Origin of the sequence: Ensifer sp. ENS07 (genome assembly GCF_014852185.1) — a bacterium.
GTDB classification, from domain to species: domain Bacteria; phylum Pseudomonadota; class Alphaproteobacteria; order Rhizobiales; family Rhizobiaceae; genus Ensifer; species Ensifer adhaerens.
Genome location: NZ_JACVBE010000007.1, coordinates 22,631 through 41,791 on the forward strand (window position 1 = coordinate 22,631; position 19,161 = coordinate 41,791).

The 19,161-nt window shown below is 59.0% G+C and carries 14 protein-coding genes and 1 riboswitch; of the genes, 7 read left to right on the top strand and 7 right to left on the bottom strand.

Annotation, left to right across the window (positions count from 1 at the left end; all coding sequences use genetic code 11):
- Window positions 1-242: 242 nt before the first annotated feature.
- The 4 genes from IB277_RS21115 to IB277_RS21130 all read right to left on the bottom strand — a co-directional run bounded on the left by IB277_RS21115 (window position 243) and on the right by IB277_RS21130 (window position 6,410).
- Window positions 243-2,561 (bottom strand): 3-hydroxyacyl-CoA dehydrogenase/enoyl-CoA hydratase family protein, encoded by a 2,319-nt coding sequence (locus IB277_RS21115; RefSeq protein WP_192371588.1) that lies wholly within the window; start codon window positions 2,559-2,561, stop codon window positions 243-245.
- Complete coding sequence (locus IB277_RS21120) at window positions 2,558-3,691, bottom strand: thiolase family protein (RefSeq protein WP_192371812.1); 1,134 nt, start codon at window positions 3,689-3,691, stop codon at window positions 2,558-2,560. The genes IB277_RS21115 and IB277_RS21120 overlap by 4 nt, the downstream gene beginning before the upstream one ends.
- A gap of 34 nt (window positions 3,692-3,725) precedes the next feature.
- A complete protein-coding gene (locus tag IB277_RS21125; protein ID WP_192371589.1) occupies window positions 3,726-4,508 on the bottom strand; it encodes an enoyl-CoA hydratase/isomerase family protein in 783 nt (260 codons plus the stop codon).
- A gap of 120 nt (window positions 4,509-4,628) precedes the next feature.
- Window positions 4,629-6,410: an acyl-CoA dehydrogenase gene (locus IB277_RS21130; protein WP_192371590.1), complete on the bottom strand. Its 1,782-nt coding sequence runs from the start codon at window positions 6,408-6,410 to the stop codon at window positions 4,629-4,631.
- Between the two features lie 301 nt (window positions 6,411-6,711).
- On the opposite strand from IB277_RS21130, the gene IB277_RS21135 reads away from it, so the two are divergent.
- Window positions 6,712-8,373 (top strand): electron transfer flavoprotein-ubiquinone oxidoreductase, encoded by a 1,662-nt coding sequence (locus IB277_RS21135; protein ID WP_192371591.1) that lies wholly within the window; start codon window positions 6,712-6,714, stop codon window positions 8,371-8,373.
- Between the two features lie 123 nt (window positions 8,374-8,496).
- The gene (locus IB277_RS21140) at window positions 8,497-8,931 is read left to right on the top strand and encodes a heme-binding protein (protein ID WP_192371592.1); all 435 of its coding nucleotides are present in this window, start codon (window positions 8,497-8,499) and stop codon (window positions 8,929-8,931) included.
- A 165-nt stretch (window positions 8,932-9,096) separates the two neighbouring features.
- Here IB277_RS21140 and IB277_RS21145 read toward each other — a convergent pair whose 3' ends face one another.
- Both IB277_RS21145 and IB277_RS21150 read right to left on the bottom strand, forming a co-directional pair.
- Window positions 9,097-10,329: a D-amino acid dehydrogenase gene (locus tag IB277_RS21145; protein ID WP_192371593.1), complete on the bottom strand. Its 1,233-nt coding sequence runs from the start codon at window positions 10,327-10,329 to the stop codon at window positions 9,097-9,099.
- A 130-nt stretch (window positions 10,330-10,459) separates the two neighbouring features.
- A riboswitch (glycine riboswitch) is annotated at window positions 10,460-10,551 on the bottom strand.
- 155 nt (window positions 10,552-10,706) lie between these two features.
- Window positions 10,707-11,735 carry an ABC transporter substrate-binding protein gene (locus IB277_RS21150; RefSeq protein WP_192371594.1) on the bottom strand — a complete coding sequence of 343 codons (1,029 nt, stop codon included), beginning with the start codon at window positions 11,733-11,735 and terminating at the stop codon, window positions 10,707-10,709.
- 345 nt (window positions 11,736-12,080) lie between these two features.
- On the opposite strand from IB277_RS21150, the gene IB277_RS21155 reads away from it, so the two are divergent.
- The 4 genes from IB277_RS21155 (at window position 12,081) to panD (ending at window position 15,493) form a co-directional block, all read left to right on the top strand.
- On the top strand, window positions 12,081-13,046 hold the full coding sequence (locus IB277_RS21155; protein ID WP_192371595.1) for an agmatinase: 966 nt from the start codon (window positions 12,081-12,083) through the stop codon (window positions 13,044-13,046).
- 90 nt (window positions 13,047-13,136) lie between these two features.
- Window positions 13,137-13,886, top strand: a complete 750-nt coding sequence (locus tag IB277_RS21160; protein WP_192371596.1) for an electron transfer flavoprotein subunit beta/FixA family protein — start codon at window positions 13,137-13,139, stop codon at window positions 13,884-13,886.
- A gap of 23 nt (window positions 13,887-13,909) precedes the next feature.
- Window positions 13,910-14,857: an electron transfer flavoprotein subunit alpha/FixB family protein gene (locus IB277_RS21165; protein WP_192371597.1), complete on the top strand. Its 948-nt coding sequence runs from the start codon at window positions 13,910-13,912 to the stop codon at window positions 14,855-14,857.
- Between the two features lie 108 nt (window positions 14,858-14,965).
- The gene (panD, locus tag IB277_RS21170) at window positions 14,966-15,493 is read left to right on the top strand and encodes an aspartate 1-decarboxylase (RefSeq protein ID WP_210339639.1); all 528 of its coding nucleotides are present in this window, start codon (window positions 14,966-14,968) and stop codon (window positions 15,491-15,493) included.
- Between the two features lie 556 nt (window positions 15,494-16,049).
- Here panD and IB277_RS21175 read toward each other — a convergent pair.
- Window positions 16,050-16,931 (bottom strand): LysR family transcriptional regulator, encoded by an 882-nt coding sequence (locus tag IB277_RS21175; protein WP_192371815.1) that lies wholly within the window; start codon window positions 16,929-16,931, stop codon window positions 16,050-16,052.
- Between the two features lie 111 nt (window positions 16,932-17,042).
- Here IB277_RS21175 and IB277_RS21180 point away from each other — a divergent pair, with 111 nt between their 5' ends.
- Window positions 17,043-18,539, top strand: a complete 1,497-nt coding sequence (locus IB277_RS21180) for a CoA-acylating methylmalonate-semialdehyde dehydrogenase (protein WP_192371598.1) — start codon at window positions 17,043-17,045, stop codon at window positions 18,537-18,539.
- Window positions 18,540-19,161: the final 622 nt, after the last annotated feature.

Consider the following 19,161-nt stretch of genomic DNA (forward strand, 5'->3'; position numbering starts at 1 on the left):
GTCCATGAGGCATCGGAGACATGGACATTTTCCGATCCATATATCGACTGGCTGAGGTTTGGGTGTTCGGTCGCAAGGTACCGGTTCACCACCTGATCTTCGTCCACATTGAGCAGTGGCGTGCGGGGGGGAACGCAGGTGTCCACGTAATCGACTGAAGGGAGAGGATACTCGCCGCAAAGGGGCTCGCTGTCGAAACGAGCGCCGACCGGGTCTTGGCCCGGTCGGCGCCGCTACGGCGGTCAGTTCCTTAACGGCCGGCCCGTCTTGAGCATATGGGAGATACGCTCCTTCGTCGCCGGCTGTTTCAACAGTTTGAGGTTTTGCTGAAGCTCAAGGGCCAGCATCTGTTCCTCGGAAATCATGCTTGTGGGGTTGTCCGTATCTCCTCCCGCAAGCACAGTGGCTAGCGATTGCGCAATCGCAAAGTCGGTCTCGGTCATGCGCCCGGCCTTTGCGGAGACCGATGCGGGTGCCAGAAGCCCACGTACTCCCGAAACGCCGGTGGCAAACAAGGCGACTCGTTCGGGTGCCTTGTATTCGGTGACGAGCGAGATCGCTTTTCGCTTGGCCGCAGGAATGAGGAGTTCCCGGTGCATGACGATCCCGTCGTTTGCCCTTAAGTATCCGGCGGCCTTTGCACCGATCGCGGAGGAGGACACGATCCCGTTCTGGATCGTTTCAAAGGCAGCAGCCGCAATTCCGATTGGCCCCCGTATCGCAGATGTCACCTGCGCCCTGACGAGCATCTGTGTGCAGCCGCCCCAGCCTGGAACAAGGCCAACCCTTACTTCCGGCAGGCCCATGTTTGTTTCGGCGTGGGCGACGATAGCGTCTGCATGCAAGGCAAATTCGCATCCCCCGCCAAATGTAAAGCCGTGTACTGCCGCCACGACAGGAACCGGCAGGTACTTTAGCGCGAGAAAAAGCTCTTGGCCGCGTTTGAGGTAGTGTGCGAGAGAATTCTCGTCGTCTGCTTCAAGCATCCGCGAGAGATGGGCTAGGTCGGCGCCGGCGGAGAAGGCACGGCTGTCGTCGTTTCCGATAACGAGTGCCCTGTAGTCGGTCCCCGCGCGCGCCAACGTTTCCTCGAGGACGTCGAAAGCACCCGGAGAAAAGGCGTTCATCTTTGTCGACATCTGGAAGCAGGCGACCCCGTCACCCAGATCGACCAGTCGTGCGTCGCCATTGCCGGTAATCACCGGCGCACCCTTGAGCAACGAGGCCGTACCGATTGAGGAGCGGACCCGGCCGTCGGTGCTGATTGCTCCACCGTCTGTGTAGAAGCCGCCTCCTTCCTGAGCTACCGCAAACAATGCGGGAACATCATAACCCAAGCGGCGCAGTGTGTTCACCACGACATCCAGACCCACCGCTTCGGCGAGCTTGAAAGGTCCCTGTCTCCAGGAATAGCCGAGCACCATGGCGGTATCGATGGCAAACACGTCATCCGCGATTGCGGGCGCATGTAGTGCGGTGTAACCTAGGATCCGGCTCAAGACGGAACGGGCATATTCCCCCATCTTGCCGCTGTCTGATATCAAAGCTGCAAGTTCACGGCCCTCACCGGGAATACCAACGGGCGGAATCTCTTGTCGATACTCGCCGGTGACGAGATCGATGACCAATCGTTCCTTTCCCGTCTTCTTGTAGAAACCTTGACCGGTCTTTCTGCCGTGACGGCCGTCCAGGATCATTTTCTTGATCAAGGCGTTCGATGGCAGGTCGAAACGGTGAAGATCGTCTTCGGCGGGCAGTGCCGTGTGCATGCTGCCCCAGACGTGTGGGACGAGATCCACTCCGATCAGGTCAAGGAGTCCGAAAACGCCTGTGCGCGGGATGCCGAGTGCGGCGTTAACTGCATCGGCCTCCTCGACGGTGAGTTCAAGCCTGATTGCCTCCAGCACCGCGACGGCAAGCCAGTAGCAGCCGATGCGATTGGCGATGAACCCAGGCGTATCGCGGCAAGCAACCACCGTTTTTCCGAGAATTGCGCGCACACCCTTTGTGGCACGATCAAGAAGCTCCGGTGCGTTTTCGGCAGCGCTGACAATCTCGACCAATTGCATGACGCGCGGCGGATTAAAGAAATGGGTAATGATGAAATCGCGAGCGAATTCCTTTCCGAGGCCCAGGACCAGCTCCGTGCGCGGAATGGTGGAGGTATTCGACGAAATAATCGTTCCGGGGCGACGCACTGCCTCAATACGGCGGTAGAGGTCCCGTTTGATGGCTAAATCCTCAATAACCGCTTCAACCACCCAGTCAGCGTCAGCGATACGGGAAAGATCATCGTCGACGTTTCCGGCGCGCACGAGCGACGGGTTCTCGTCGCCCATGAACCCTCCCGCCTTGATCTGACGGGCAATGCCGTTCTCGGCGGGCGCGTTTCTGTTCGTTTCGCCAGCAATGTCGAGAAGATCGACTGGAATACCCGCATTGGCGAATTGTGCGGCGATCCCAGCACCCATCGAGCCTGCGCCGATGACAACCGCGCGCTTGATACCGGCGGCGTCAGCGTCGATAGCGGGGGTGACGATGTTTTGAACTTGCATGTTCATGCGGCCTCCAGAACCATTGCGATACCCATGCCGCCACCAATGCACTGCGTCGCCAGGGCACGACGTTTGCCTTCGCGTTGCAGAAGGAGCGCTGCCTTGCCGATCAGGCGCGTACCGGTCGCCCCGAGGGGATGGCCGAGTGCCAGCGCACCGCCGTCAATGTTCAGTTTCTGCGGATCGATGTCGAGTGCGCGACGGCAAGCCTCGGCCTGTGCGGCGAACGCTTCGTTCATTTCGATAAGATCAATATCACCAATCTTGACCCCTGCGCGCGCCATCGCCTTGCGGGAAGCCTCGATCGGCCCGAGGCCCATGACACCGGGCGCGCATCCAGAAACGGCGAAGCTTGCCAGACGGGCGAGGGGCTTTAGATCGTGACGCTTCAAGAAAGCTTCGCTGCAGACAAGAACGGCGGTTGCACCGTCCGTCATTGGAGAAGACGAGCCGGCAGTCACCGTGCCCCCTTCAAGAAACACGGTCTTGAGTTCCGACAGCTTTTCAAGAGTGGTCTCCCGGACACACCCATCCCTGTCAACGATGCCGCTCGACGTCTGGTACGGTTCGATTTCCTGGGCCAGGCGACCATCGGCCTGTGCTGCGGCGGCCTTGGAATGGCTGACGAACGCGAACTGGTCCTGATCCTGGCGCGTTACGCTGCATTCTCTCGCAACGCGCTCTGCGGTCAGTCCGACATTGATGAAGTCGTCGACGTTCTCGCGCGACCAGGTCGGATGAGGCAAGACATTGAACCCCATCATGGGTACGCGAGACATGCTCTCGGTTCCGCCCGCGATAAATGCCTCGCCTGCATTCATTGCGAGCATGCCCGCTGCAGCCTGCACAGCCTGGATCGAGGATCCGCACCAACGGTTGACCGTCATCCCGGCCACAGTCTCGGGCAACCCCGCAAGAAGGCCTGCGGCGCGGCCAATGTTTAGTCCCTGTTCGCCTTCGGGAAAGGCGCAACCCCAGACGACATCCTCGATCTCCTCAGCCGGCGCGCCCGTACGCACAAGGAGCGAACGTATTACATGGGCAGCCAAGTCATCAGGGCGCACGTTCGCAAGCGCGCCTTTTCTGGCGAACGTGAAGGGTGTGCGGACGTAGCCGGCGATAAATGCGTCTTTGATCATGGGATTTGTTTCTCCTCGAAATGTCGCGGTCTTATCTGCCGCGGAAGGTGACGGGTCGCTTCTGGAAAAACGCTTCCAGTGCTTGAGAAAAGTCTTCTGTGGCGGCACAGGCCGCGAAGGCAAGCTGCTCGGCATCGAGGTGTTCTGCAGCGGTTGTGTCGAATGCCTGCCTCATCAGGAGCTTCGTGTGAGCCAATGCAGCCGGCGCGTGGGAGGCAAGTCGATCTGCCGTTTGTTCGGCCGAAGTCAGTAGATCTGCTGTTGGCACAACGCGATTGACAAGCCCAAGCCTGAGGGCCTCGTCGGCATAGATCGTGTCCGACAACAATGCCAATTCGAGTGCTTTTCGTGTTCCGAGCAACCTGGGCAGAGACCAGGAGGCGCCGCAATCCGGTGAAGTTGCTACGCGGGCGTAAGCCAGGTTGAAGGTCGCGTTGTCCGCAGCGATCGCAAGGTCCGCGAATGCGGCTATCGATACGCCTGCGCCTGCGACATTACCCTGGACGGCGCATAGTGTGATCGCCGGCGCCTCCACCAGGCGTTTCAACGCCTGGTGGATCGGGCCGATGATCGAATTGGCCAATGCCGACTTGTCTTCAGCGGCGCGAAAGCTTGACAGATCTCCGCCAGCGGCAAACGAGCGCCCCTCTCCACTCAGCAGAATAACCCGGGTCGTCGGTTCGGACAGGGCGATCTCGACCGCGTCCCTTATGCCTTCCGCCATCTCGACATCGATCACGTTAAGCTTGGTGGGTCTGTTGAGGCGCAGGTGCGCGACGCCGCCGCGCAATCTTGTCAGAACAGGATAGCTCATTTTTCCACCTCCATTGGGACCAGCCGCGGTGCGTCGATGCCGCCGCGGGACTCGCTTACGGGGAGATTTGTGACCTGCGGCCCGAGGCGGCCTGAATGTGCTGAAAACACTCGCACCTCCTTAGCCAAGAACTGATCGGGCCGCCGCAAGGCTAGCGGACCCGTTGATGACACGATCTTTCAGGGCCGTGGTCTCCCCGATCAGATTCTCCGCGGCAAATCGCGCAAGAGCGATACGGGCAGAAGCGCTGTCGTCGCCTGTCTCTACCAGGGCCGCTTTCGACAGATAGGTCGCCATCAACGTAAGGCCGAACTGGCGTTGATAAGGAGTTGCACCCGCCAGAGCCTCGCCGACGCGTCCTACACCCATGGCGGAGATGAGCCATGCGGTCGCGTCTTCCAGGTCTGCAACTGCCGATATCAACCTCTGCGCGGTGGAGCCAAATCCGGTGAGCTTCGATTGCCTGACTTCATTGGCGACCTGTTTGAGCTCCTCGATCAACGCCTTGACGTGGGCACCAGAAGATCGTGGCAACTTGCGACCAACGAGGTCGCCGGCCTGCACGCCATTCGTGCCCTCATAAATCGGCGTGATCCGGGCATCGCGATAGAGTTGTGCCGCCCCGGTTTCTTCAATGTACCCCATGCCTCCGTGGACTTGCACGCCCAAGGACGCCACCTCGACCGCGGCATCGGTCGGGAAGCTTTTTGCAATAGGGGTAAGTAGGCCTGCACGCTCCTCCCAAAGGGCGCGAGTAAGCCCCTCCGATACATGCGCCATGTCGATGGCGTGTGCACAGGCATAGGCGATCGAACGACTGCCTTGTGTGAGTGCTTTCATCGTCAAGAGCATGCGCTGGACGTCTGGATGTTCGCATATGGGGCTCATGCCCGCGCCGCTCCAGCCCGGCGCGCGGCCTTGGGTTCTCTCCCTGGCATAAGCGGTCGCTTTTTGCGTTGCTGCTTCGCAGATCGCCACGCCTTGGATTCCAACAGCAAGGCGAGCGTTGTTCATCATTGTGAACATGCAAGCGAGACCGTCATTCTCCTCGCCGACAAGCCAGCCCACGGCACCCTTTTCGCGCCCGAACTTCCCATCGCCGTAGATCATCGTGCAAGTGGGGGAGGCGTGGACCCCAAGCTTATGCTCGATCGAGTGGCAATAGAGGTCATTTCGGTCGCCGAGTGAGCCGTCGTCATTGACGAGATACTTCGGGACCAGAAATAGCGAAATGCCCCTCGAGCCCGAGGGAGCATCCGGAAGCCGCGCCAGCACGAGGTGCACGATATTCTCGGTGAGATCGTGTTCTCCGTAGGTGATGAAGATCTTCTGTCCAAAGATCCGATAGGATCCATCGTCGCGGCGCTCGGCTCGCGTTCTCAAAGCACCGACGTCCGTGCCGGCGTGCGGCTCGGTCAGGTTCATTGTTCCGGTCCATTCACCGGAAACCATCTTTGGAAGGTATGTGTCTCTAAGGGTAGGAGAGCCGTGTTTCTCGATCGCCTCGACGGCTCCGATCGTGAGTGTGGGTCCCATTGCGAAAGCAAGGGCACTGCTGTTCCACATTTCGAAAGTCGAAGCAAACAGCAGTTGTGGCAGGCCCTGCCCGCCGAACTCCGCAGCGGCGTTCAGTCCGCTCCAACCGCCTTCTCGCCAAAGCCGATAGAGATCGCGCCAACCATCGGGAACCCGAACCTCGTGATCCGCCAGGCGTGCGCCCTGTTTTTCCCCAATCGCTGCCAAGGGCGCGACCTCCTGGGTCGCGAAGCGGCCAGCTTCTCTCACGATAGCCTCGACGAGATCCTCGCTAACCTCGCTGTAAGCTGCCTCTTGAAGCACACGATCTATGCCGATGACGTGTTTGAGGTGAAAAAGTATCTCTTCAGTAGGCGCGTTATACATGAGCTCCTCCTCGGGGCGCTGGAGACTGTGCTACATAACCTCGCTAGCTGTTCCGCTTGGAATAGGCTTTTTCCGAACCATGAATCGATGTGGAACGCGCCAACTGCCTATCCGATGGATCACTGCATCTTGGTCCGCGCTGCTCTTCGCATAGCTGCTTGCACCGCCCAGATTGAAACCTTCCCTTCGAATCCGATGCTCGCATTCCTCAATTGCGATGGTGAAGAACGTCAGCAGCACATACTGCCTGTCTCAGAGGCACGTGTGTTCTTTCGATCAAAGAGTCTGAGAAGCCGGGAATATGAGCGTGATTGAATTACCCGAACGCGAGAGCATGGAGTTCGACGTTGTGATCGTGGGTGCGGGGCCGGCGGGTCTGGCCGCGGCGATCCGGTTGAAGCAGGTCAATCCGGAGCTTTCGGTCGTCGTGCTCGAAAAGGGCGCCGAAGTCGGTGCGCATATCCTGTCGGGCGCCGTCGTCGATCCCATCGGCATCGACCGCTTGCTGCCGGACTGGCGCGCCGACGCCGACCATCCGTTCAAGACCGAGGTGACGGACGATCATTTCCTGTTCTTAGGGCCCGCCGGCTCGATCCGCCTGCCGAACTTCCTGATGCCGCCGCTGATGAACAATCACGGCAACTACATCGTATCGCTTGGGCTCGTCTGTCGCTGGCTGGCGACCAAGGCGGAAGAGCTTGGCGTCGAGATCTATCCGGGCTTTGCCGCCACCGAAGTGCTCTACAACGACGAGGGTGCGGTCATCGGGGTTGCCACCGGCGACATGGGCATCGAGAGGAACGGCGAACCGGGCCCGAACTTCGCCCGCGGCATGGCGCTGCTCGGCAAATACACCCTGATCGGCGAGGGCGTGCGCGGTTCGCTCGCCAAGCAGCTGATCGCCAAGTTCGATCTCTCCAGGGACAGCGACGTCCAGAAGTTCGGCATCGGTCTCAAGGAACTCTGGCAGGTCAAGCCGGAAAACCACCGGCCGGGTCTGGTGCAGCACTCCTTCGGCTGGCCGCTCGGCATGAAGACCGGTGGCGGTTCCTTCCTCTATCACCTCGAAGACAACATGGTCGCCGTCGGCTTCGTCGTGCACCTGAATTACAAGAACCCCTATCTCTTCCCCTTCGAGGAGTTCCAGCGCTTCAAGACGCATCCGGCGATCCGCGGCACGTTCGAGGGCGGCAAGCGGCTTTCCTACGGCGCCCGCGCCATCACCGAGGGCGGCTACCAGTCCGTACCGAAACTCTCCTTCCCCGGTGGCGCGCTGATCGGCTGTTCGGCCAGTCTCGTCAACGTGCCGCGCATCAAGGGCAGCCACAATGCGGTACTTTCAGGCATTCTCGCCGCCGAGAAGCTGGCAGCGGCGATTGCCAGTGGCCGCGCCAATGACGAGCCGATCGAGATCGAACGCGGCTGGCGTGACAGCGCCATCGGCCAGGACCTGAAGCGGGTGAGAAACGTCAAGCCGCTGTGGTCGAAGTTCGGCACGGCGATCGGCGTTGGGCTCGGCGGTCTCGACATGTGGACCAACCAGCTGTTCGGCTTCTCCTTCTTCGGCACGCTGAAGCACGGAAAGACCGATGCGCAGTCGCTCGAACCCGCAGCGCAACACCAGAAGATCGACTATCCGAAGCCGGACGGGGTTCTGACCTTCGACCGGCTGTCGTCGGTGTTCCTGTCGAACACCAACCACGAGGAAGACCAGCCGGTTCATCTCAAGGTCAAGGATATGGAGCTGCAGAAACGCTCCGAGCATGACGTCTATGCCGGTCCGTCGACGCGCTACTGTCCGGCCGGGGTCTACGAATGGGTGGAGAAGGACGGCACGCAAGTCTTCGTCATCAACGCCCAGAACTGCGTGCACTGCAAGACCTGCGACATCAAGGACCCGAACCAGAACATCAACTGGGTGCCGCCGCAAGGCGGCGAAGGCCCGGTCTATCCGAATATGTGAGGCGCGCAGCGCTCCTCACCGACACCGCCAGGTAAGCCAGCGAAGGTCCTGTTTAATCAGACAGGTAAGATGCCGGCTCTTACGCGCGGAAGTCTCCAACACCCTTCTTGAAAGGAACACCTCATGTTGACAATCAAGCGACTAAGCCTTGCCGATGCCCATCTGCTGTTGGAGGGTGCCAAGGCCAGGGCCGTGCAGATCGGTGTGCCTATGTGCATTGCCATCACGGATGAGTCCGGACAATTGATCGCCTTCGAACGAATGGACGGGGGAAAGATTACCAGCACGGTTATTGCGCAAGACAAGGCTTATACCGCAGCAGGCGCCAAGCGAACGACAGAGAGCTATGGCGTCGCAAGTCAGCCCGGAAGCCCTGCCTACGGGATAAATTCCGCGATCGGCGGCCGTCTTCTCGTCGTTGCCGGCGGCTTGCCGGTCATTGCCGATGGTGAGGTGGTTGGCGCAATCGGCGTAAGTTCTGGAACGCCTGCGCAGGACACTGAGTGCGCTCAAGCAGGCATTGACCACTTTGTGCGACAGCAGACCGGCAATGACTAAACAGATGTAGAGCTTCCGGAGACCGCTGCAATGGAAGAAGGGCGGGGTCCATTGCGTACGCTATTATTCCGACACCGGCCGCACATATCCGCACGACGGAAACAGCGGTGAGCCCAGTACAACCCAGGCGGCAGACATCCGGCCTGGGTTCTACTCATTCTCAGCCTATGCACACATCTCGTGTTCGACAGCATGTGCAACGAGTTCGGCGGTTGCGCACGAGAGAGTCCAGCCCAGGTGACCGTGGCCTGTATTATAGAAGACGCCGGGACGCGCGCCGCGGCCGACACGAGGCAACATGTTCGGCATCATCGGCCGTAGCCCTGCCCAAGGATCAACTCGAGACGTTACTATCTGAGGAAACAACGTTCTGACCCAATCGACAAGCGGTTTGATACGGTCCGCGCGGATGTCTTTGTTGATGCCGTTGAATTCTGCCGTGCCCGCGACGCGGAATCGGTCGACGCCAAGACGGCTGGTGACGATTTTGGCCCGATCGTCAAGTATGCTTGTCCATGGTGCTCCGGATTGGCTTTCCTCATCATCAAGGTGAACAGTGATGGAGTATCCCTTAACGGGATAAATATTGACCCTGTCACCAAGGATCGCGGCAAACCTTCGACTCGCTACTCCTGCGCAGACTACGATGCTGTCGGCGACAACGCGCTGGAGCTGACCGTTAGCTTGGTCGGTCGGCTTGAAGTCAATTGCTACTGTGTCGGTGCAGCTGATGTCGGTCACATCCGCATCAAACAGGAATTTGGCGCCGCGCCGAGCGCAGGCGTCCGCCAAGCCTCGAGTGAATTTATGAATGTCACCCGTTGAATCAGACGGTGTGAAGAAGCCGCCGAAAAAATCACCTTCCAATGTTGGCTCAATCGACGTGATTTCGCTCGGGGACACCGCCCTTCGTTCGAGGCCGCCTTTGCACAAGAGATTATTGACCTTAAGCGCATGCTCAAAACTCTTTTGGTCATGATAGATATGAAGGATTCCGCGTTTTTCGAGATTGAAATCAATGTTCTCTTTGTTCGCGATCTCGAACATGCGCCGGCGGGCTTCGATGGCGAGCCTCACGGTTGCTATCGTGTTGGCCTCATACTGGCTTATATTCCCTAGGAATTCGGCCATCCAAGAATACTTGTGCCAGCCAGGCGAAGGATTGAGCAGCAGCGGAGCGTCGCTCTTCAGCATCCACTTGAAACCCTTCGCGACGGTAGACCAGTGATTCCACACCTCTGCATTGCTTGCAGACAGCTGGCCACCGTTGGCGAATGACGTTTCCATCGCGGGATAGCGGTTCTTTTCGATCACGGTGACTTCGTGACCCCGTTCCAGCAGCGCATAGGCAGTTACGACGCCGGTAATCCCGGCGCCCAAAACGGCAATGTGTGACATGTTTTCTCCGACAGTGGTTCCGGAACTCCGCCAGTTCCTAGCCCCCAATCTGTCTTTTTACCTGAGAGCTTCTCCTCCGATGTGGAGGTCCCCTTCGGTGGACACAATCACTGTGTCTCTCTCCAGATGGTAAAGCCTAGCAGTCCTTTCGCCTGAGAGTTTCCTGGGGGGTTGCTCCGTCGGCGTGGCCGTCTAGGCGGCCCTCTCTCCTGATAGGCTTGTGAGGGAACTGTAATTTTCAAGCCGCCAATTTAGCTGATGTGAAAGGTCCGGCTCATAGGCGAGACTTGGCTACGGGTTGAAAAAATGTTCCTTCGAAATATGCGCTTCTGCGCTGTCTGCCCGTCGCCAGAAGGCCACGGGCAGATTTGCTTGAACTATTTGCTTGTCCATTCGGTCCAACGACGATTGATTTCGTCGAAGTTATCACCGACCCACTTGGCATCAAGCACGACGGACGATTTCGCGTTGTCCCCGCTGTTCGGCAAGTAGGAGCTGAGAAGCGGGTCGACGTTGAGTTTGGTGTCCTTCGTTGCAGCCCCGTATGGCACGAACTCCACCAGGCGCGCCTGCTGTTCCGGCTGCGCGACGTAACTCAGGAAGGCTTCAGCAGCGTCGCGATTCTTCGAGCCCTTCACAACGGCAAGGGTATCTGTCTGCAAAATGCTCTGATTCCAAACGGCTTCGTAGGGAGCGCCTTCCTTGACTGCCATGTACGCGCGGCCATTGAAGGCAATTGCCATTGGCACGGCTTCCGATACAAGTAACTCTGACAATTGCGTGGAGCTTTGTGTAAACACGATGTCACTCTTGATCGTGTCCAGCTTCTTGAACGCACGATCGAGGTCCAGCGGGTAGAGCTTGTCGGCCGGAACCCCGTCCGCCAGGAGAGCGGCTTCGAGCGCGCCGTTGACCGGAAAATTGATCATTGCACGCTGGCCCGGGAACTTCGTGGTATCGAAGAAATCTGCCCAGCTCTGGGGCTTGTCTCCGGTAAACTCGTTCTTGCTGTAGACGAGAACAGCAGCATTTACGACGATCGGAATGCCACACGGATTGAGGTCGAGGCGTTCGTCGAGCTTTGAGCGATCGACCGCCGCAGTTAGTGGCTCGAACAGCTTTCCGCACTGGGCCGCACCGAAGTAGCCGTCGACATGGACAACGTCCCAATAGACGTTCTGTGCTTCCACCTGTGCCTTGATCTTTGCGAAATCGATCGGCTGATCTACGGTGATGCTTACACCGGTCTTTTGGGTGTAGGGTTCGGTCCACGCAACTTTCTCTGCCTCGAGACCGCCGAAAGTCGCGAAAACGAATGAGTCTGCGGCGCGCGCATGGAAGGCGCCTGTCACGGAAGCAGCAAGAACCGCCCCGAGGATAGATAGTTTCCCAGTCTTATTCATCATAGTTCCCTTTTTTGAATTGGCGTTCTCCAAATTGGTAGCGCGGGGATCGTTTGATGGACATGCGCATTTTCCAATGCAAACTTCGGCTCCCGGCCCCTTCGACAGTCTCTACCGACGACGAATTCAAGAATATCGGCAAATGAGTGGGGCGGCGCGGCGCTGGGACGCGTCAAGGCAAAGTTGTGAGACAAGCCGTCAGACCGTGTCGGTCTGAAGACGTCGAGCCACGCCGAAGTTTGAATCGAGATTCGCCGAAGGACAGGAGTTAGCTCGGCGTCTATCCTTGAGCGATGTTGTGATCGGTCACAGGGCCGGCTGCCCATTGCACCTTTTCAGGAGTTTTTGATGTCTCAATCGACCTTCTCGCCTGTCGATTCTCTTTTTGTTCCGCGATTTGCAGAGCCGGCCACGTTCTTCCGGACGCCTTGGCTTAAGCGGGACGCAGAAGTCGATATTGCCCTGTTGGGGGTGCCGTTCGACTTCCAAACCAATCGGGCGGGCGCACGCCATGGACCGGCACAGGTGCGCGAAATGTCGAGACTGGTACGGCGCTACAATTCGGATGGGGGACCTTCGCCATTTGATCAATGCACGGTGGCGGACCTTGGGGATGTTCCTGTAATCCCGATTGATATTTCGCGCAGCGTCGAGAGCATTGTTCATCATGTCGGCCAAATCGCAAGCCGCGGCGCAACTACCGTTTGCGTTGGAGGCGACCATGGGGTGACATATCCTGTCATCAAAGGTCTGGGTTCCAGCGAACCGCTTGGAATCATTCACTTCGATTCGCACCCAGACACCTATTCCGACGCTTGGGGTGATCGCTACAATCACGGCACCCTGCTCAGGCGCTGTGTAGAAGAAGGCCTGATCGACCCGAAGCGCAGCGTTTCGGTTGGCATCCGTGGCACCCGGTTTTCGCTCGATGACAGAGACTATCATCTCGAGCACGGTATGCGGCTCATCAGTTTTGACGAGTTTGAGGAGCTTGGTCGGGCCAAGACCATCGAGACCATTCGACAAGTGGTCGGTAAGGGGCCGACTTACCTTACATTCGACATTGACTCCCTTGATCCGGCCTATTGCATCGGTACGGGTGCGCCGGAGCCGGGTGGGTTCACAATGCGCGACGCACAGGTTCTGTTGCGTGGTCTTCGCGGTTTGAACATCGTCGCCGGCGATGTGTGCGAGGTTTCGCCTCCTTTCGATAGCGGCAACCACACCGCACTGAACGGCGCAAATCTCATGTTCGAGATCCTGTGCCTCGTGGCCGATTGCGTTGCCCGGCGAAAGGCAAGCGTCGCAGGATAATCCTTAGTTCGAAATGCAAGCTTGGTAAGTGGATCCAAGTGGGCGGGACCGCGCCGGCTCTCGCCCGCGGTCAGAGCAATGAGGAATGCCATGAAAATACTTGTGACGGTGAAGCGGGTCGTTGACTACAACGTCAAGATCCGGGTGAAGGCAGACGGTTCGGGCGTCGAACTTGCGAACGTGAAGATGTCGATGAACCCTTTCGACGAAATCTCGGTCGAAGAGGCGCTGCGGCTGAAGGAAGCCGGCAAGGCCGAGGAAGTCGTCGTCGTTTCCGTTGGTCCGGCCAAGGCCGAAGAGACGCTGCGCACGGCGCTTGCCATGGGTGCCGACCGCGCCATCCTGGTTGAGACCGAAGACCAGGTCGAGCCGCTCGCTGTCGCCAAGATCGTCAAGGGCGTGGCCGAGGCTGAACAGCCGGGCCTGATCATCGTCGGCAAGCAGGCGATCGACGACGATTCGAACCAGACCGGCCAGATGCTGTCGGCGCTGCTCGGCTGGGCGCAAGGGACCTTTGCCTCCAAGGTCGAGATCGGCGATGGCAAAGCGACCGTCACACGAGAAGTCGACGGCGGTCTGCAGACGATCGACATCAAGCTGCCGGCCGTCGTCACCACCGACCTGCGCCTGAACGAGCCGCGCTACGCCTCACTGCCGAACATCATGAAGGCGAAGAAGAAGCCGCTCGACAAGAAGTCGCCGGCCGACTACGGCGTCGACACGGCCGCCCGCCTCAAGGTGCTGAAGACCGAGGAGCCGTCGGGCCGCAAGGCCGGCATCAAGGTCAAGTCGGTCGCCGAGCTCGTCGAAAAGCTTAAAGTCGAAGCCGGCGTGCTCTAAGTTCAGCAAAGGGAGATTTTATCATGGCCATTCTTCTTCTGGCTGACCACGACAGCAACCACCTTTCCGACCAGACCGCCAAGGCTCTGAGCGCTGCTTCCAAGATCGCCAGTGGAGCTGGGACCGACGTCCACATCCTCGTCGCCGGCGCCAGCGCCAAGGCTGCCGCCGAGCAGGCTTCGAAGCTTGCAGGTGTATCCAAGGTCCTCGTCGCCGACGACGCCTCGCTTGCCAACAACCTCGCAGAACCCTTGGCAGCGCTGATCGTCTCGCTTGCCGGCAGCTACGACACCATCGTGAGCGCCGCGACCTCGGTCGGCAAGAACGTCATGCCACGTGTTGCAGCGCTGCTCGACGTTTCCCAGGTCTCGGAAATCATCGAGGTCGTCTCTTCCGACACCTTCAAGCGCCCGATCTATGCCGGCAATGCCATCCAGACGGTGCAGGCCACCGGCGCCTGGAAGGTGATTACAGTGCGCACCGCCTCCTTCCCCGCTACTCCTGTCGGGGCCAACTCGGCTGCCGTTGAACACGTTTCAACGGCAGCCGTCTTTTCGGATTTGTCCCGCTTCGTCTCAGAAGCGAAATCGAGTGCGGATCGCCCGGAGCTGACGTCTGCCAAGATCATCATCTCCGGTGGTCGTGCGCTCGGCTCTTCGGAAAAGTTCCAGGAAGTCATCCTGCCGGTTGCCGACAAGCTCGGTGCTGCCGTTGGTGCATCGCGCGCTGCGGTTGATGCCGGTTACGCGCCGAACGACTGGCAGGTCGGCCAGACCGGCAAGGTGGTCGCACCCGATCTCTACATCGCCTGCGGCATCTCCGGTGCCATCCAGCACCTCGCCGGCATGAAGGACTCGAAGGTTATCGTCGCGATCAACAAGGACGAAGAGGCGCCTATCTTCCAGGTCGCCGACTACGGTCTGGTCGCCGATCTCTTCGACGTCCTGCCCGAGCTTGAAAAGATGATCTGACAACTGTTTTCCGAGCAACCGTCCCTGCAAGTTCGCTGTTCGGGAAAAGGAGGAGCGGGCGGTGATCAGCGTACCGCTCGCTCCGACCAAGGCGCCTGGAGGCGCTTAATGACGAATGGGCAGGCTGGAACCTTCGGGCTCAAGGGTCCAGCACTTCAGCGCCGAAGGAGGAGCTTTGTGGAAAAGTATGTCAGTGCGAAATTGCACGGAATTCGCGTTACCGGTTCAAAGCTGAACTATCACGGTTCGATCACGATCGATGCGGAGTTTTGTAGAGCAGTGGGAATCAAACCACTTGAGTATGTCGATATCTGGAACAAGATGTCTGGAGCACGCATCAGCACCTATGTGCTTTACGGCGACCCCGGTTCCCGCTGCTGCATCTTGAACGGTGCAGCGGCCCGTACATGCCAGGAAGGGGACGAGATTATCATTGCCTCAAGCGTTTTCTGCGACGTTCAAGATATCATTCAGCGAAATCCGCAAGTTCTCGTTTTTGGGGAAAACAACGAGCTGGTTGACCATCTCTGCTATGAAGTCTTCCACGATGATCACGGCATCTTGAACATGCGTGTAACCGGGGCCCGTCATCCCGAGGCCTATGGCTTCCCCCCGTCGCTGACTCGCGACGCCTAGTGAGGCTACGTTCACATCCGCCCGGTCGACGGGAAGATTTGTTTATATTGCCGCCAATCTCGTTCACTGTCGGTGCACAAGGCGAGGAGGTGGATGCCTGCCTTCTTGTGTCGGAACCGGGTGACAAATCAATCCTTCGCGAACTAGCGAGGATCGTTTGAGACAACGGATCTTGAGCGGGCACTCTGTTTCTACGGCGTGCCGCGCCGCCTCGGTGAAATTACCAGAGGCAGGTTGTATCGAATTCAAGACAGAGCGCGAACGGGGAAATGTATCCGTTCCGGCTCATCCAGGTTGGCCCCAAAAACTCGACCACCCTGACCTAGATGTCGAAGACTGTTTTGCCCAGTCCAGGAATTGCGCAAGGGGGTGTACGTTGTGACGAACCGATAGTATTCGAGGTTTCGTAAGCTTTTTTGATCCTGACGGCAATCGCCTGCAGGTGTGTGGGGTCCTCCACCAATTAACCCTTCGATGAATGCCCAAAAACTTCTGGCAGGCCAGGTCGGTCCGGAGGGCTGCTTGGCTCGATAGAAGGCGGGATTTTGCGCAAGCACTATGAAAACCGCTCTTCGGCTTCAACGACTGCCGCAGAAATGAAGTCTGCGACTACTTTAATACGACGCAACGAGCGTACCGACTCGTGATAGGAGAGCCAGTAAGATCTGCTGATCTTGTGATTTGGTAAGACGGGGACCAGCTCGGGATAATCCTGAGCGATGAAGGTGTGCAGAATACCGATTCCGCCGCCGGCACGCACCGTAGCCACCTGTCCAAGCGCGCTCGAAATCTCGAAGCTTGGATGCCAGTCGCGGGTCAATTCCGGTGCGTAGTGCAGCGATGGATTGATCACCAGGTCTTCGACGTATCCCACCAGGCGGTGGCCGCGCACATCGTCGATGGACACTGGAGTGCCGTATTCAGCGAGATAGGACCGGCTCGCATACAGTGCTAGGCTGTAATCCACGAGCCTTTTTGCGACGAGCCGTCCCTGCGCGGGCAGGTCAACCGTGATGGCGATATCCGCTTCCCGCCGTGACAGCGAGAACGAAACCGGGACAGGGACAAGTTGTATCCGCAGTTCCGGATGCCTGATGGTCAACTGGGGTAATATCGGTGCGAGGAAGCTAACCCCGAACCCGTCGGGCGCCCCGATCCGCACGGTGCCGGCTATCGCAACGTCCTCATCGCCTAAGGCGGAACGTGCCGATAGCATCTCCGTTTCCACGCGTTCTGCGAACGCGAGGAACTCTTCGCCCGCCTGCGTGAGTTCGCAACCATTGGTTCGCCTTGTGAGTAACCGTGTGTTCAGTGCGTCCTCAAGAGACGTCATCCGTCGCGCGACCGTGGCGTGGTTTAGACCCAGTCTCTTGGCGGCCAACAGGATTTGGCCGGCACGGGCCACGGCGAGAAATATGCGTACGTTGTCCCAGTCCACGGCGACCTCCAGGGCTTTATTTTTTGCACAACGGATGCGCTTTTCGTCACCTTGCATTATTTTTTTTTGAAAGTCATGATCCGCCGGAATTTAAGCCAAGGAGGAAATTCAATGCGCGAGGTCGGACACTTTATCGGCGGCAAGCACGTCGCCGGAGCAAGCGGTCGTACCGCAGACATCTACCAGCCCATGGACGGAACGGTGCAGGGCCGGGTTGCCCTTGCGACACCCGCCGAAGTGCGCGCCGCGATCGAGAATGCCAAGGCTGCTCAGCCGGTATGGGCCGCTACCAATCCCCAGCGCCGCGTGCGTGTCATGCGCAAATTCCTCGAGTTGGTTGAAGCCGAGTACGACTCGCTTGCCGAACTGCTGGCTCGCGAGCACGGCAAGACGATTCCCGATGCCAAGGGCGACATCCAGCGCGGCCTCGAAGTGGTCGAGGTCTGCCTCGGCGCAGCTCACATGCTCAAGGGCGAGTTCACGGACAGCGCCGGTACAGGCATCGACGTATATTCCATGCGGCAGCCGCTGGGTGTCGTTGCGGGCATCACGCCATTCAACTTCCCGGCAATGATTCCGCTCTGGAAGGCCGGCCCGGCCATCGTTTCGGGCAACGCCTTCATACTGAAGCCGTCTGAACGTGATCCGGGTGTCCCGATGCGTTTGGCCGAACTGTTCCTCGAAGCGGGTCTGCCCGCAGGCATCTTCAACGTCGTGAACGGCGACAAGGTCGCTGTCGACACCATCCTGGACGATCCGGATATCAAGGCAGTCGGGTTCGTCGGCTCCACTCCGATCGCTCAGTACATCTACAGCCGCGCAACGGCAAACGGTAAGCGCGCCCAGTGCTTCGGGGGTGCGAAGAACCATATGATCATCATGCCGGACGCCGACATGGATCAGACCGTCGATGCCCTGATCGGCGCTGGCTACGGTTCGGCTGGCGAGCGTTGCATGGCGATCTCCGTCGCAGTTCCTGTGGGCAAGGACACCGCCGACCGCCTGATCGAGCGTCTCGTCCCCCGCGTCGAAGCCTTGAAGGTAGGTCCGTCGACCGATCTCAAAGCCGACTACGGCCCGGTCGTCACAAAGCAGGCACTCGAGCGGATAACGCAGTATGTCGACCTTGGCGTCAAGGAAGGCGCTAACCTCATCGTGGACGGCCGTGGCTTCAAGATGCAGGGCTACGAGAACGGCTACTATATGGGCGGCTGCCTCTTCGACAACGTCACGCCGGACATGCGCATTTACAAGGAAGAAATCTTCGGACCGGTTCTGAGCATCGTTCGCGCAGAAAACTATGACGATGCGCTTCGTCTGCCCAACGAGCACGAGTATGGCAACGGGGTCGCCATCTTCACCCGTGACGGCGATGCCGCACGTGACTTCGCTGCCCGCGTCGAAGTCGGCATGGTGGGCGTGAACGTTCCGATCCCGGTTCCGATCGCCTACTACACCTTTGGTGGCTGGAAGGCTTCGGGCTTCGGCGATCTCAACCAGCACGGTCCGGACGCGTTCCGCTTCTATACCAAGACGAAGACCGTCACCTCGCGTTGGCCGTCGGGCGTCAAGAACGGCGCAGAGTTCGTCATCCCGACCATGAAGTAACCGTGAACGCCTGGGCCAGCCGCTGGTTGGCCCAGGCGGCTAACTTCCGTCCGGCATTAAGACGCTCAACGGCGGACACTAACCGAGGACGGCCAAGCGCATGCGTATCGCCGATCCTGGTTAATATGGCCAGAGAACATCCGAAACTCGAACTCCTTCGGTTCAGTGATCTGGAGCTGATGTGCTGGTGAGAGATACGATCTTGCCATACGTAACGGCCCGACAGTGAAGGTAACGGACTGCGCACGAGGGACGAGGACGGAAACCTGAGGGAGTGCGCGCTCAATTGGCGCCTGCGATTTGACGACATGGAAGCAATCGTTGATGCGGCCGTGGCCGACGCCGGCATCGCCTTGTGCCTGACTGGGCCCTGCGCCAACATCTCAGTGCAGGCCGTTTGGTCACATTGTTCGACAACTGTCCCTTGAGCCTGCTCGATACTATCGCGGTTTGGCCGGACACGCCCTATCTGTCAAGGCGCGTGAGGCTCGCTATCGAAACGGTCGTGGCGCACCTTCTGAGCTCGGCGAAAAGTCCCTCTGCGATCGAATGGCCTCATTGGAAAGGCCTCTGCGGCACATTGCGACTATCGTCGCTGGGCACAGATCTCTATCTCTTTCTT